This window comes from Dysgonomonas sp. Marseille-Q5470 (assembly GCF_951230145.1).
Taxonomy (GTDB): Bacteria; Bacteroidota; Bacteroidia; order Bacteroidales; family Dysgonomonadaceae; genus Dysgonomonas.
On record NZ_CATNVE010000002.1, the window covers coordinates 430,239 to 445,837 of the forward strand.

The window sequence follows — 15,599 nt, forward strand, 5'->3', positions numbered from 1 at the left end:
ATAGGTAATGTTACTTTTTTTAAATGTTAATTAACTATTCGCTGGCTGATATGCAATAAACGATGGTTATATTTGTAAAATCAACTTAAAATACCATAATCATTAAACTTTAAACCTGTAAAAACTAATGAAAAAACTTACGCCAATCATTTTATTTATGGTGACAATTTTAATGCTTTCATGCGGAGGAAGTGAATCTACAGTTCTCAAGCCATACAATGAAGGTATAAATATTACGCCGTTGCCACTCGAATTGACGCAAAAAGAAGATACTTTTAAGCTTGGAAAAAGTGTTGTGTTTGTAGCAGACAACGCAGATGTGGAAAAAGTAGCTGCTTATTTTGCTGCAAAAATCAAGGCATCTACAGGATACAACTTGAGTATAGAAAAAACTAGACCTGCAACAGATTATATTAATTTGTCTATTGTCGCAGATCTTTCGGTTAACGAAGAAGGTTACTTACTCGACGTTACCGAAAAGGGAATAGATATCCAGGCTAAAACACCACACGGGTTGTTTTATGCGATGCAGACTGTAATGCAGTTGCTTCCTGCCGAAATAGAAAGTCCTACGCTTGTGAAAAATATTGCATGGAAAGTACCCGGAGTAGCAATAAAAGATGAGCCTCGATTCAAGTATAGAGGAATGCATCTCGATGTTTGCCGCCACTTTGTTGATGTAGACTTTATTAAGAAGCAATTGGATGTGTTGGCGATGTTCAAGATCAATACATTTCACTGGCATCTGACAGAAGATCAAGGCTGGCGCATCGAAATAAAGAAATACCCTAAGCTTACAGAGATAGGAGCAAAGAGAACAGAGGGTGAAGGAAACGAATATGGCCCTTATTTCTATACACAAGATCAAGTGAAAGAGGTTGTGGCATACGCTAAAGAGCGCTTTATAGAAGTTATACCCGAAATAGAATTGCCCGGACATGGTGTAGCTGCAATTGCTGCATATCCCGAGTTGTCTTGTACCGGAAAGCCAATCGATGTACGTTGTTTCTGGGGTGTGGCAAACGATGTGTATTGCGCCGGAAACGATTCTGTATTCCAGTTCTTGGAAAATGTGATAGAAGAAGTGATTCCTTTGTTCGAAAGCGAATACTTCCATATTGGTGGAGACGAGTGTCCGAAAGACAGATGGAAAGTATGTCCTAAGTGTCAGGCTCGTATAAAAGAACTTGGTTTGAAGGCGGATAAGACTCACTCTGCTGAAGAGAAACTGCAAAGCTACTTTGTACAACGCATCGAAAAGTTCTTGTTGAAACACAATAAGAAGATGATCGGTTGGGACGAGATACTTGAAGGTGGACTTGCTCCAACAGCTACTGTAATGAGTTGGCGAGGAGAAGAAGGCGGTATTGCTTCTGCAAATATGGGGCATGATGTGATAATGACACCGGGGGCATGGATTTATCTGGATAAATACCAAGGTGATTCTAAAAACCTTCCGGTAACGATAGGCGGCTTTTTGAATTTGGAGAAAGTATATGGATATGAGCCTGTTCCGGGAAAGATAGCCGAAGATAAGAAACATCATATCTTAGGAGCGCAGGCCAATGTGTGGACTGAATATAAGTATAATGGCAATGGTATGGAATATGATATTTATCCGCGTATTATTGCATTGGCTGAACTTAATTGGACTCCGAAAGATAAGAAAAACTATAAAGATTTTGAGCGTCGTATCGATAATCAACGCGTGCGCCTTGATATGCATAATGTCAATTATTATATACCGCTACCTGAGCAAAAGGGTGCACCGTCATGTAACTTTGTAGCATTCACAGATCAGGTTACACTCGAATTTAAAACAACAGAACCTGTAAAAATGGTATATACTACCGATGGCAGCGAGCCCGCATTGACGTCGCAGGTTTATGACAAGCCGTTGACATTTACTGAAAATACAACATTTAAAATACGTTCGGTACTTTTGTCTGATAAGATGAGTGATGTGCGTACTATCACTATCGAAAAGCAATCGTATGCACCGGCTGTAGAGAAGGAAAAGGATGCTAAGCCCGGACTTAAAGCGGAATACTACAAAGGATATACAAGAACAGTGGCAGAATTGGAAGGCAAGGCTGCTGCCGAAACCGAGTATGTACTCGCTCCGCAGAAGTCTAAGCATAGAATACCGAATTATACAGAACCGTATGCCGACGACTATTATTCTACAGTTCTTACCGGATACATGAATATCCCAGAAGATGGTGTTTACTACTTCAGTACAGACTATGAATTGTGGATTGATGGCAAATTATTGATATCTAATGAAAAAGATAACAACGGAACTGCTCGTAGATTTTCACGTAGCGATAAGTCGGTTGCATTGGCCAAAGGTGCGCATGCATTTAAGCTGATTAGACTAGGCGCTATATTTGGAGGATGGCCTACCCAGTGGGAAGATATCTATGTAGGTATCCGTAAGGCAGATCAATCGGAATTTAGTTACATGGATGAGACTTATTTTAAGTAATACACAATAGAGTAACTAGATATATAATGTAAGAGATGTGCCGGTGCTTTCATGTGCCGGCACTTTTTTATGCATATCGTCAGCTCCTATTTGCTAAAAAGATTATATTTGTATGTACCTTACTGATATTGGAGTCTTGTGGGCTAAGTGCTCGGAATAAAATAGGTAATGTTAGAAGAATAGAATAGTACATAAATGACGCAAAAAGAATACAAGAATTTATTCGATGAAGATGATGCTGTAGGGTGGCTGGAGATAGATAAGGTAGTGGAAGGTATCTATGGAGATCAAAAACCTCGGCATTATGCTCCTCCTGTACATTACATGGTGGGCGGGGAAGACCCGTTAGATGGTGTGAGTATATACGATTCGCAAAAAGATATGTTTCATCGCCATTTAGTAAGCTATGGCATGTCAGAACTTTATTATAACGAAGAGGCTGCCGGAGGTGAATTTAGTAAATGGGGATTTGAATTTACATTTCGCCTCAAACCTTTTGCCGAAGATGGTGACGACTCTACTTGGGTGGTCAACCTCATGAATAATCTTGCCCGCTATGTAATAAAGAGCGGTAAGTGGTTTGAAGAATATCATGTTATTCCGGCGAATGGCCCTATTCGTTTGAACTCTACAGCCGAAATAAATATTGTCGGAGTTGCTTTTGTTTCCGATCCTGAATTGGGAAAGATACAAACTCCGCACGGAGAAGTGTCATTCTTGCAAATGGTAGGACTTACTGCAAATGAAATGAATCGGATTACATCGGCAAGCTCGGCTTATGATGAGGTGAAGAAAGTCTTAGCCGAAATGAAGACGACAAATCCTCTGATGGTAACCGACTTGCTTCGGAGATAGATTATAGCGTAGTATCTGAAAGCTTTCTGTCTTGTAAGTGTGTTTACAAAAGGTTTTCCATAATTAATCTTAATAGTACACTAAAAGTGCAAGATAACTGTTCCCGGAGTAAGAGGGAATCACTTTTTTTGGTAATTTTGTATCTCTAAAAAGGAAGCGATATTAAACGGTTTAAGCAAATATTTCTCACTGTATTAGGTATAATAGTTGGACTCGTAACCCTGCTATTTGGACTGTTGAATATGCCTGCTGTGCAGGAATATGCTAAAGGCATTATTGTAGATGAGTTAAAAGCAAAAATCGGAACTGAACTAGGTATCGGTAAATTGCATTTTCAGCCATTCAATACTGTTCAGTTAGACAGTGTTTACTTGTATGATCAGTCTCAGGAGAAAGTGCTGTTGGCCGATAAGATATCAGCCAGTGTCGATCTCATCTCTTTGATGCAAAATAAAATAGTGGTGACCTCTGCATGGCTTTCCGACTTCGAGGTTCACCTTTCTAAAGAGTCTGATGATTCGCCTCTGAATATACAGTATATTATCGATGCTTTTAAACCAAAGGATGATAAGCCCAAATCGAAAATAGAAGTCAAGCTGAATGCTGTAAATATTACGAACGGTCAATTCTATTACGATGTAAAAGATAAGCCTTTAGTTGTTCATCACTTTGACAAAAACCACATAGCTGTATCCGACTTGAATGCAAAGTTGGCGATGAAATCTCTAACTTCGGATTCGTTGAACATTCAAGTCAAAAAGTTTGCACTTAAGGAGAAAAGCGGATTGGATATATCTGATCTTACCTTTCGTATAATTACTCAAGGAAAGAAAGTTTCTATAAGAAATTTTGAGCTCGACCTGCCTTCATCCTCGTTAGAGCTAAGTCGTTGTGAAATAGATCTGACTCCTACCAGTGATACCGCTAAGATAATGGACTACGCCAGTATCGATTGCGTTGTTGCTACTTCTTATATATTACCGAAGGATGTTTCTGCATTAGTACCTATTTTGAAGGACTTTGATGATAAGATTATTATAAGCGGGCAAGTCAAGGGTAAGATTGATGATCTCACTGTATCGGGATTATCTTTAGATTATGGGAAAAAGATGCATTTGATTGCGAATGCAGAAATCAGAGATATGAGAGACCCATTGAAGACATATGTACTAGGTAGTGTTGATGAATTATCGTTAACCCATACTGAATTGTCGAGTATTATTGACAACTTCTCATCAAAAAAGGGGCAACTGCCTGCTCAATTGAAAAAACTTGGGGCAATCTCTTTCAGAGGGGATATTTCGGGCTATCTCGATCAACTTGTCGCTTTTGGTAGTGTAGAAACTGATTTGGGAGTGGTTAAAACAGATGTGCTTTTCGGAGTTAATAATCCGAAGCCAGGCATCGAAACATACGTAAAAGGTAAAGTATATACTACCGATTTCAGTTTGGGAACATTCTTGGATAATAAAGATCTCAATAAGGCTTCTTTAAGCTTAACAGTGGATCTTGAAAAACCCAAAAATGGTAAGCTGAGAGGTAAAGCGGAAGGGATTATTCCAAACTTCGATTATAAAGAATATTCATATAAAAATATAAAGCTTGATGCCGGATATGATGGCTTGCGCATCGATGGTAAGTTAGCGATTGACGACCCGAACGGAAAGCTTGATATAGCGGGTTTGTTTGATCTTACAGATAAGAATATGCCCGAACTCGTTTTCAAGGCAAAGGCGACAGACATCCAATTAGATAAATTGCATTTGGTAAAGAATATGCCTTATTCTTATTTATCGTTTAATATAGATGCCGACTTTGTGGGTAAGGATATAGATAATGCGCAAGGGTATATACGTATCGATTCGGTAGACTTTCTTCGAGAAAATCAAGTTTTCAAGATGGATGAGTTTCTTGTTAAGTCTACAATAGATTCTTTGGGGCATACACTAAGCATAAAATCTGATATCCTTAACGGACATGTTAATGGTGACTACTCTTTCTCTACGATGGCAAATAGTATTTTAGAAACACTACATCCATATTTGCCTGCATTGATAAAAGTAAATGGAAAGAAGGTAGAGAAAAGCGTAGTTAATAATAATTTCACATTCGATTTTGCTATCAATAATACGGAGACACTCAGTTCTGTATTCAAACTACCTGTTACGGTCATAAATCAGGCTAAAATCGTAGGACGGTACGATAATCATTTGGATAAATTTAAAGTGGAAGTTTTCACTCCGGCGATCAAAGCTGCCGGAATGAACATAAAATCAGGGTATATCCTTGCCGAAAATGAGAATTCAGACAATGTTGTCAACACTCGCATAGATGCCTCTATAATTGGGAAAAAAGAAGTGACAAATGAAATTTCTGTAAAATCTACATTAGCCAACAACAAGATAAATACCAATATTTCTCTTCTTAATGATGGTATGCAGAAGGCTAAAGGTGATTTTTCTATTTCCACGTTATTTACCAAAGAAGACAGAAGGCCTTTGATGATTGATATTGAAACACTACCAAGCGAGCTAATGCTGAACAATACGACTTGGAAGATGGAAAAATCTCATATTAAAATACAGGATGGGCATTATGCTGTTAATAATTTTTCGGTATATACAAGTGACAAAAGTCAAGAGATAAAGATAAACGGCAGTTACTCGCCAAGCAGTTCTTCGGATATATTGAAGGTAGAGCTGAAGAAGATCAACTTAGAATATGTATTCCAGACATTAGCAATTGATGTGCTGAGGTTTGGTGGAGCGGCTACAGGTAGTTTGTTTATGTCCAGCATCGAGAACAAGCCATATCTGAATACACGTTTAGATATCACTGATTTTAAGTTTAATGGAACAGAGCTTGGGCGGTTAAATATATTCAGTGAGCTGGATGACGAAACCAACAAAATAATGTTGGATGGGATGATTGTCAGCAAAGAGAATAAGAAAACAAAGGTAGACGGAGAAATAGATCCGATACATCAGGGGCTTTCTATAAATTTTGATGCGGATAGTCTCGATATCAGTTTCCTGAATAGGTATGCAGAGGCTGTTTTTCAGAATATAAGCGGTAGAGGTACAGGTAAAGTCCATTTGTTCGGAGACTTTTCGGATGTTACCGTTGAGGGCAAGGCTTACATTAAGGACGGGAATATAGGGATTAACTTTCTGAATACAAATTATAAGTTTTCGGATACAATCTACATGAAAAAAGATCTTATCTACTTTACCAACATCACTCTCATCGATGAATACAATAATAAATCTTTAGCCAGCGGGAAGGTGGCTCACGACTACTTTAAGGATTTCATGTATTTAGTCGATCTCTCAGCCGATCATTTCCTTGTATATAATGCCACCCAAAAACAAAATCCAATCTTTTATGGAAAGGTATTCGGTAGCGGGAAAGGGACTATTGGTGGTGACGAACGAGCCGTAGATATAGATATTAGCATGAGAACGGAGGACAAGACACTCGTCCGTATGAATTTTATGGAGAATATCATAAATGAATATTCGTTTATCAATTATAAGTCGAAGCAGAAGGCCGACTCTATAACCACTCCAAATATAGCGGAGGTCGCTCCGCCAATACAAGCCAGCTCCGGCATGGAAATAAATATGAATTTTTATATTGATGCCACTCCTAACGCTACAGTAGAAATTCTTATGGATCCTGTGGGCGGTGATGTAATTAGCGGAACAGGTAGTGGTGCGATGCAATTTCAATGGAGTTCAAAATCTGCGCCCCGCTTGTTTGGAACATATACGATAAATAGAGGAAGTTATAATTTTACTTTCCAACGATTGATGGAAAGGCGGTTTACAATAGAGGATGGAAGTACAGTACAATTCAAGGGTGACCCGTTCGAAGCTATTTTGGATGTAACGGCTATCTATAAACTGACAGCTAGTTTAAGAGATCTTGATCAAACTTTAATAGAAACAACCGGGCAGACCACTATTCCGGTAAACTGTGTTCTGGATCTCACAGGGCCGTTGAGACAACCTACCGTGGGGCTTGATATACAATTCCCTGCTGCCGATCCAGAAGTGGCACGGCAGGTGAAGAGTCTTATAAATACTCCTGATATGATCAACTGGCAAGTTGCATATTTGCTGCTCTTGTCTAAGTTTGATAGCCCTAAAGGATCAAATACCCCTTACGAAACTTCAGACTTTGCGGCCGTGGCTTCGGCTACACTGTCGAATCAGTTGACCAAAATTGTCAGCCAGATAGATAGTAGATGGGAGCTCGGAACGAATATACGTTATAGTGATAAAGATTTCACAAGTACAGAAGTAGAACTCATATTGTCTAGTCGTTTGATGAATGACCGGCTATTGATAAATGGTAACTTTGGATATCGCAATGATGTAAATATCAATAACGGCAAAGAAGCCATGATTAGTGATGTTGATATCGAATATTTGCTCAATAATGCCGGAACATGGCGCGTAAAAGCATACAACCACTATAACGAGAAATTCTATTATACCGGAAAAACATCGCAGTCTCAAGGGGTAGGTCTTATATATAAGAAAGACTTTGATAACCTCAGAGACCTGTTTGGATTCCCTACATTAAAGACAAAGTCTGTTCGAGATACGGTTACTCCTATATTACCTGACTCCACAAAAAGAGGTAGTTCGTTGAGCCGATTTATCAGAATGAAAAAATAATGCTAAGTCCTTCACTAATAGATTTTATAAAAGAGCATGAGTGTGATGATATTCATGAGCTTGCTTTATCTGCAAAGCGATATCCAGATATAGATATCCAATTGGCAGTACAGCAGATTTCAGGGCGAAAGATTGCAAAAGAGAAAGTTCCTTCGTGGTATCATATCGATTTCATTTTATATCCGAAGCATATCTCAATGGAACAATGCTCTTCGGAGCAGACCGCCCGATATAAGGCGGGTTTGGTGGAAGGAAATTCTATGATAGACCTTACAGGAGGTTTTGGTGTCGATTTCTCTTTCATAGCTGCAAAATTTAAAGAGGCTATTTATATAGAGCAGCAGGAAGAGCTGGCTGAAGTTGCAAAATATAACTTAGATGTTTTGGGTCTCAAAAATGTTCGAGTAGAAAGTACCGATGGAATAGCATATCTTGAAAAATTACCGCCTGTTGATCTCATATATATCGATCCGGCAAGACGTAGTAGTGAAGGGCGAAAGATATTCCGTATAGAAGATTGTACCCCTAATATAATTGAAATAGAAGATTTATTGGACGCAAAGGGCGAGAGGATAATGATAAAACTATCACCGATGCTTGATATTTCATTAGCTCTAAAGTCTTTGAGGAACGTATCTGATATTTATATTGTAAGCGTAGCAAACGAGTGCAAGGAATTACTTTTTATAAAAGACAGGAATAAGAAAGATCAGCATATTCATTGTGTGAATATACAAAAGGATAAGACTGATATACTGTCATTTCGTAAAGAGGACGAAGATTTAGCTCATGTTAATTATGCTTCATCTGTTGGACAATACCTATACGAGCCCAATGCTTCAATATTGAAAGCGGGGATGTACAAATCCGTAGCGGATATTTACAAATTAGAGAAGTTGAACCCAAGCAGCCATTTATATACGTCTACTGATCTGATCTCTGAATTTCAGGGGCGCAAGTTTGTTGTTGAAACGGTATGCTCTTTCAATAAGAAAGATATAAAACAGCACTTATCTGCTATAAAACAAGCGAATATAACTACACGCAATTTTCCTGTTTCTGTTCAAGAGATCAGAAAAAAGACAAGAATAAGTGAAGGTGGAGATATTTATATATTCGCCACCACACTATCTGATGAGAAAAAAGTCCTTATTATTTGCCGTAAGGTTTGAATATTACAGGCAATTTTCGGCATGATAAGAAGATCGTACGAGTGGACCGCTTTCTACATAAGAAAATCCTTTCTCCAAAGCAATACTCTTTAATCTCTTAAACTCGTCCGGGTGAATATACTCTACTACAGGCAAATGCTTTTTGCTTGGTTGAAGATATTGTCCGATAGTAAGTACAGAGCAGTTTGCCTCCAAAAGATCGTCCATCAGCTGATAGATTTCTTCTCTTGTTTCTCCAAGTCCGACCATCATACCCGATTTTGCCTTTAATCCGTTTTCTGCAATCCGTTTCAATACAGACAGGCTTACATCGTATTTAGCTGCACTTCTCACTTGTGGTGTCAGGCTTCGTACTGTTTCCATGTTATGAGAGATAACATTCGGTGCGGCTTTGCAAACCATATCAATCAACTCGATATTACCTCGGAAATCGGGGATCAGAACCTCCAGAGTTGTATTCGGATTTACTTCCTTCACCTTCGTGATTGTTTCTACCCAGTGCATAGCACCCTGATCTGGCAGATCGTCCCGGTCTACGGATGTGATAACGGCATGTTTCAGATTCATCAATCGGATGGATTCTGCTACATTTTGAGGCTCTTTTGGATTCAATGCCAGAGGCTTTCCGGTTTTTGTGTTACAAAACTTACATGACCTGGTACATATATCGCCCCCGATCATGAACGTGGCCGTTCCTCGTCCCCAACATTCTCCCATATTAGGACATCTTCCGCTCGAGCAAATTGTATGTAGGTTATGTGATTCTACTATATGTTTGGTTTGTGAAAAATTATTATTTCCCCCAAGTTTTATTTTTAACCAATCTGGTTTTTTTACGTGTTCCATTGAATACTTTTCTATTATTGAATAACAAAGATAGGAGATAGATAATAAAACATTAATTTTAAAAGGTTAAAATAAAAACTAGATTATAAGAAATGTAAAAATCCTGACTTGTTTCTAGCAAATCAGGATTTTCTTACAAGCACTTCCTTAATATAATGATACCAGCTCTAAAGGTTTACCGTTTATTTTTGTTCGCTCTATGGTTGCCAGATTGCCATCCGAATCATATTTATATGTTATCAGATCAGAAATGTCAGTCCATTTTTCTTTTCGGATGTCCCATTTCGTGTAATAAACGTTATCTATCTGGTCATTGGTGTTATACTCGAATTGGTATAGTGATAGGGCTACCCATCCAAGGGTTTTGTTCCATTCATAAGATGTGCGTTTTGTTCTGTATCCATTGCAATCATATTCATATACAATTTTGGAGGTAATCTCATTATTCTTATATATTAAAGATTCTCTCTCCTGCGGTTGTCTTTCTTTTAATGTTACCTCAACTTTCTTCTGTGCATATATTCCGATAGATAGAAATGAGATGATTGTTAATGTGATTAGTTTTATTGTTCTCATAATTGTACGCTTTATAGTAAAACATTTTATTTTACTACTATAAAGTCAATTACTGTGCCATTATTTATAATGTGCAGTATACTAGATTCTTATGTTGATTTATGTAAGCCTTGTTGTGTTCATAAACGGACATCATGTATGTTTATAAATAGAAAATCCTGTACTCAATAGTTGAGCACAGGATTTTCTATAATATTGTAGTACTTAATCTATCGAGATCAAGCTTTCTTTTCTTTAGTCCATTTCACGTTGCGCATATCGCCGGTTTCGATGAAAGCTTCGTGGAAAGCAAAACCGTCATATAAGTCAACAGGAGTTTGTCCTTGTTCGCTGCGAGCAAGATATTCTCTTAGCAATGGACGGTATTCCGGATGAACACAGTTTTCGATAATCGCTTCTGCTCTTTCTTTAGGGCATTTACCGCGAAGGTCTGCAATACCATATTCACTGATAATGATTTTTACAGAGTGCTCACTATGATCCTGATGCGATACCATAGGAACAAATGCACTGATTTTTCCATCTTTAGCTACTGATGGAGTTACAAATACAGATACATAAGCACTACGGGTAAAGTCTCCCGAACCACCGATACCATTCATCATTTTAGAGCCTGTAACGTGAGTAGAGTTGATATTACCATATATATCAGCTTCCAGAGCTGTATTGATAGCGATAATACCTAAGCGACGCACGATACCCGGATTGTTAGAAAACTCAGAAGGACGAAGCACAAGTCTTTCTTTGAAGAATTCCAGATTCTTGTATATCTTTTCGATAACAGGGTTACTTACTGTTAACGAACATCCACTTGCAAATTTTACACGTCCGCTTTCCATCAAGCTGATTACTGCATCTTGAATAACCTCTGTGTAAACTTCAAAATCAGGTATTTCTTTGCTTTGACCCATTGCAGCCAATACTGCATTTGCAATATTACCTACACCCGACTGAACAGGAAGGAATGTTTTAGGCATACGGCCTTCAGCCATTTCTTTAACAAAAAAGTTAGCAACGTTTTCTCCGATTTTTGCTGTTATTTCGTCTACAGGGCTAAAGCCACCACCTTCGTTCGGTGTATTTGTTTCTACAACGATTATTTTGCTAGGATCTACTTTTACGCAATCGGTACCCATACGGTCTTTTACAGAATATACCCCGATCTCTCTACGGTGTGGAGGGTTTGGCAACTCTGCAATATCGTGTATACCACGCATTTCTTTCGGATGCCATCTGTTAAGCTCTACAATTACAGTTTTAGCAAGGCGAGCTACAGTAGGAGTGATTCCTACACCGCATGTTGGTACTATTTCACCGTCTTCGGTAATGTCACACGCTTCGATAATAGCAAAATCCACTTGTCCAAAAAAGCCATAACGTATTTCCTGAGCAAGCTGAGAAAGGTGCATATCAAAATATTTAACTTCCCCGCTGTTGATAGCATTTCGCATATCTTTACTAGACTGGTACGGTGTACGGAATTTAACTGCATGAGCACGAGCCAGAGACCCGTCGATAGAATCGCCTGTAGATGCTCCGGTAAACATTCCTATCTTGAATGGATTCCCTTTTGCATGTTCTGCTTCAGCTCTTTTAGCTAACGCTACTGGTACTACCTTAGGACATCCTGCGGCAGTAAATCCGCTAAATCCTACATTGTCATTGTGTTTGATAAGTGCGGCTGCCTCATCAGCAGTCATAAATTTTAAAGCCATGTCTTTTCTAAAAGTATGATTAAATAAATTGTATAAAGTTGATTTTTAACACCTTCTCTTTGGCGCTGCAAAAGTACAAAATTATTAACTGAACAACTAGAGATTAACATTAAAAATTGAAAGATAGCGGTTTATTCCTACTTTTTCTTGTATATGAGTTTTACAGACACCGGAAAATGATCTGAAGGCAAACGTATATCGCATCCATCGAAGGAATATTCCTTCGGGAAATCACCCGTTTTGATGTTGTTTTCACCATCTCTTGGGGTACGATATGTATCGGTTAATACGCCATAGCGTTCTACAGACATGCTTGGGCTTACAAAGATATGATCGATACGGCTACTTGTTAGCAAGTCGGGCTTGAAAGCATTGAATGTTCCGTTCAGTGCATATCTCACTGCTGCACGGTCGTACGAGTCGGTAAGGATTCCCGATGTGCTTAGCAATGTATAGCTTTTGTGTGTTTGATCTACATTGAAGTCGCCGGTTAAAATTACAGGATCATTGCCGCACATTTCTTTTATCTTAGTCAGCACCAGCTTAGCACTTTCTTCACGGGCTATTACTCCTACATGATCCATATGTAGGTTGAAGAACCAGAACTTAAGCTTGCCTTTTGTTTCTTTCAGTTGTACCCATGTACAAATACGTGGAAGTGCAGCATCCCAGCCTTTGTTTGGCTCATCCGTTTTTTCTGCCATCCAGAAATGTCCTGATTTTAATACTTTGTATTTATCTTTTTTGAAAAAGATGGGAGCATATTCACCTTCGGTTTTCCCGTCGTCTCTACCTACACCTACATAGCTGTATTGTGGCAATGCATCGAGCAAATCTATCAGCTGATTGTGTTTTACTTCTTGTGAACCCCAGATGTCGAAATCGTTATAAGCTACAAGATTGGCAATAACAGGACATCGGGTTGCCCATCCGTTTCCTTTGTTGGCATCACCTTGATTGTCATTTCGGATATTATACGTGGCTACATTAAGAGTTTGGGCAAAAATAAAAGAGCATAAGCAAAGGAGTATAACCCCTAAAAGTGTTTTTTTCATATTTTGGACATTTATAGATTGTTTGAGTACAAATTTAACCCATAAAAAGGAAATAACCCGCCGAAGCAGGTTATTTTATATACTATATATCGTAAAAGATATTAAGTTGGGGAAATACAATTTATTGTTGCTGATGCTAGAAACGGGTATCGCCTTTTTATTACACTTCTTTCTCCAATTCTATCAACAAATCACTTTTGCTAGTGGTATCGCCTTTCTTTACCAATACTTTTTTTATGATACCTTTGGTGCTTGCTAAGATTGCATTTTGCATCTTCATGGCCTCCAGTATCAAAAGAGTGTCGCCAACCTTTACCGTATCGCCAGCTTTCACCAATACATCGAGTATCTTACCCGGCATAGGTGCTTTTAGTCGTATCGTAGTAGATTCGCTTAGTAAGTTGGCCAATAGCTTTTTACGCTCCAACGAAAAAGGAGATTCAATCGAAAATACATAACTGACACCATTCACCAGCAATTCATATTCATTCTGGTGTTGAGCTATTACTTCCACAGGATAGGTAAGCCCATTCACTGTCATTACAGTAAAGCCATCAGGCGTGGTTTCTATTCTGAAGTCCAGCTCTTTAGAGTTGTGTGTATATTTCCCATTTTCATCGATAAGGAAATCAAAGGCTTTGTTCGAATTCTTATCTAAAGCTATGATTGGTTTATGTTGTTTATTTTTCATAATCGAAGTATTACATATTATTAATCCTGTTTCTCATAGCCCAAGGGTCTGTTTCTTCTTTCTTTTCTGCAAGTGCCTGGTTTTGTTTCTTAAACTGATTGGCAGAGAATAGTGCTGCAAACAGGTCTTCATCTTTCTCACGATATACGAGTGAGTCTAATTGCTTTTCGATAAAAGATGTATTATAATCACCTTTTTGGAATGTTTTGTTATGCAATACAGCTTTGTCGAACGGTATTGTTGTCTTTATACCCTTTATATGGAATCTATTGAGAGCCTTGATTGTTCTTGCAATGGCGGTATCCCGATCCTTTCCGTGAATAATCAATTTGGCAATCATAGAGTCGAAGAAAGGAGTGACTTCAGAGCCCACTACTACACCTTTATCTATTCTGGTATTGCTTCCTTTTGGCAGACTCATTGCTTTGATGATGCCTGTACAAGGTGAGAAATTAGCTTGCACATCTTCTGCGTTGATACGGCATTCGATAGCCCATCCGTTTAGTTTTACATCGTCTTGCGTAATCGGTAGTTTTTCTCCGTTGGCAATTCGTATTTGCAGTTCAATAAGGTCTAATCCTGTTATCATTTCGGTTACAGGGTGTTCTACTTGCACACGGGTATTCATCTCCATGAAGTAAAAGTTTTTGTCCTTATCCAGCAAAAATTCGACTGTTCCCAAACTTATATATTTAGCCTCTCTTGCAAGTGAAACAGCAGCATCGGTCATCTTTTTCCGCAGCTCATCGTCCAGAGCCGGAGAAGGGGCTTCTTCGAGCAACTTTTGATGTTTGCGTTGTACCGAACATTCTCTTTCTCCCAGGTGGATAATATTACCGTGGGTGTCGGCTACTATTTGTATTTCAATATGTTTCGGATTCTCCAAATACTTTTCTATAAATACAGAAGGGTTGCTGAATGCAGCCAGTGCTTCGGATGAAGCGGACAGATACATTTGTTTGAGGTCTGATTGTTTGCGTACAATGCGCATCCCTCGTCCTCCACCTCCGGCAGAAGCTTTTATGATTACAGGGAAACCAATCGATTTTGAAATTTCGATAGCCTCGTCCAGTGTGCTGACACTGCCGTTGCTACCCCCTAGCATGGGTACATTGCCTTTAGCTGCGATATTCTTTGCAGTGATCTTGTCACCCATATTCTGTATGATACGTGGCGAAGGTCCTATGAAAATAATTCCTTCCTCTGTACAGCGGGTCGCAAACTCTGCATTTTCGGATAGATATCCGTATCCGGGATGGATAGCGTCTATTTTGTTTCTTTTAGCTAATAGCACAAGGCATTCTATATCTAAAAATTCAGGTGTTTCGTTTATCTCCCTATCCGGAAAATTGACGATACGGTCTACCTGAGTCAGATAATATGCATCAGGTTCTTTTACTGTGCGTATACCTACAGATTCTATGCCCATTTTCTTGGCGGTCTGCGCTATTCGGATAGCGATCTCTCCACGGTTGGCAATAAGAATTGATTTTATCTTATTTTTATTTTTCATCAG

General features: G+C 38.7%; 10 protein-coding genes. 4 read left to right on the forward strand and 6 right to left on the reverse strand.

Annotated features, from left to right (window positions below):
• Positions 1-127: 127 nt before the first annotated feature.
• The 4 genes from QOX35_RS05155 to QOX35_RS05170 all read left to right on the forward strand — a co-directional run bounded on the left by QOX35_RS05155 (position 128) and on the right by QOX35_RS05170 (position 9,200).
• Positions 128-2,488 (forward strand): family 20 glycosylhydrolase, encoded by a 2,361-nt coding sequence (locus QOX35_RS05155; protein WP_283686047.1) that lies wholly within the window; start codon positions 128-130, stop codon positions 2,486-2,488.
• A gap of 195 nt (positions 2,489-2,683) precedes the next feature.
• Positions 2,684-3,343, forward strand: coding sequence for a suppressor of fused domain protein (locus tag QOX35_RS05160; RefSeq protein ID WP_283686048.1), 660 nt, complete (start codon positions 2,684-2,686; stop codon positions 3,341-3,343).
• Positions 3,344-3,522: 179 nt separating this feature from the next.
• Complete coding sequence (locus QOX35_RS05165) at positions 3,523-8,028, forward strand: translocation/assembly module TamB domain-containing protein (RefSeq protein WP_502846757.1); 4,506 nt, start codon at positions 3,523-3,525, stop codon at positions 8,026-8,028.
• A complete protein-coding gene (locus QOX35_RS05170; protein ID WP_283686050.1) occupies positions 8,028-9,200 on the forward strand; it encodes a THUMP-like domain-containing protein in 1,173 nt (390 codons plus the stop codon). Before QOX35_RS05165 ends, QOX35_RS05170 begins: the two co-directional genes overlap by 1 nt.
• A gap of 3 nt (positions 9,201-9,203) precedes the next feature.
• Here the strand turns inward: QOX35_RS05170 and lipA are convergent, their stop codons facing one another.
• From lipA to QOX35_RS05200, 6 genes are all read right to left on the reverse strand, one after another.
• Complete coding sequence (gene lipA / locus QOX35_RS05175; RefSeq protein WP_283686051.1) at positions 9,204-10,046, reverse strand: lipoyl synthase; 843 nt, start codon at positions 10,044-10,046, stop codon at positions 9,204-9,206.
• A gap of 147 nt (positions 10,047-10,193) precedes the next feature.
• Positions 10,194-10,622, reverse strand: a complete 429-nt coding sequence (locus tag QOX35_RS05180) for a hypothetical protein (RefSeq protein ID WP_135105023.1) — start codon at positions 10,620-10,622, stop codon at positions 10,194-10,196.
• Between the two features lie 218 nt (positions 10,623-10,840).
• Positions 10,841-12,337: a butyryl-CoA:acetate CoA transferase gene (locus QOX35_RS05185; protein WP_283686052.1), complete on the reverse strand. Its 1,497-nt coding sequence runs from the start codon at positions 12,335-12,337 to the stop codon at positions 10,841-10,843.
• Positions 12,338-12,474: 137 nt separating this feature from the next.
• Positions 12,475-13,392: an endonuclease/exonuclease/phosphatase family protein gene (locus QOX35_RS05190; protein WP_135105025.1), complete on the reverse strand. Its 918-nt coding sequence runs from the start codon at positions 13,390-13,392 to the stop codon at positions 12,475-12,477.
• Positions 13,393-13,552: 160 nt separating this feature from the next.
• On the reverse strand, positions 13,553-14,083 hold the full coding sequence (locus QOX35_RS05195; RefSeq protein ID WP_283686053.1) for an acyl-CoA carboxylase biotin carboxyl carrier protein subunit: 531 nt from the start codon (positions 14,081-14,083) through the stop codon (positions 13,553-13,555).
• A 10-nt stretch (positions 14,084-14,093) separates the two neighbouring features.
• Positions 14,094-15,596: an acetyl-CoA carboxylase biotin carboxylase subunit gene (locus tag QOX35_RS05200; RefSeq protein ID WP_135105027.1), complete on the reverse strand. Its 1,503-nt coding sequence runs from the start codon at positions 15,594-15,596 to the stop codon at positions 14,094-14,096.
• Positions 15,597-15,599 lie beyond the last annotated feature (3 nt).